At 49.0% G+C, this 574-nt stretch carries 1 protein-coding gene and 1 pseudogene; both read left to right on the top strand.

What is annotated here, in order from left to right; translation table 11 throughout:
- A pseudogene (locus tag ABD931_RS29180) lies at window positions 1-222 on the top strand (GH3 family domain-containing protein); the annotation flags it as partial.
- A 45-nt stretch (window positions 223-267) separates the two neighbouring features.
- Window positions 268-574 (top strand): DUF3667 domain-containing protein (locus ABD931_RS29175; protein WP_345271658.1); only part of this gene is annotated, 307 nt, incomplete at its 3' end.

Raw genomic sequence — 574 nt, 5'->3', positions numbered from 1 at the left:
ACCGAATCGCTCGATGCCGCACTCAAAAGCATCAACAGCGACTACGAAGCCAAAAGACATAAAGACATCGCCCTCCGCCTGCCATTGCTTAGGTCATTGAAAAAAGGTATCTTCAATACCTGGCTGAAAAGCAAAGGCAAGTTGGGTGGTCAACACAAAGTGCCCCGCCTCAGCAACGAGCGTAAATACCTCGAAGAAATATTAACGATCGCCAATTTGTAAACATCGGTGAAGGTATCCAACGTATCATGCGTCAACTGTGGACAGGTGTTCACAGGCAACTACTGCAATCGCTGCGGCGAAAAAGTACTGCACGATCACGACCGATACATTGGTCATTTCTTTGAAGAAGCCTTCCATTTCATCACCCATTTCGACGGTAAGTTCTTCACCACCCTGAAGACTATTCTTACCCGGCCCGGTAAACTTTCATTCGACTTCTGCCGCGGCGTACGGCGTCCCTACTTCCGGCCGCTTTCTTTTTTTCTGATGCTGGTCGTCATTTACTTGTTGTTTCCGGCTTTTTCAGGCCTCAACATGCCACTGTCGGGGCATATGGGGCAGAATGGCACCT

The sequence above is a fragment of the Nibrella viscosa genome (assembly GCF_039541875.1).
In the GTDB taxonomy this organism is placed as follows: Bacteria; Bacteroidota; Bacteroidia; order Cytophagales; family Spirosomataceae; genus Nibrella; species Nibrella viscosa.
Note: the sequence above shows the minus strand (reverse complement) of the source record. Positions and strands in the feature narration are given on the sequence as shown.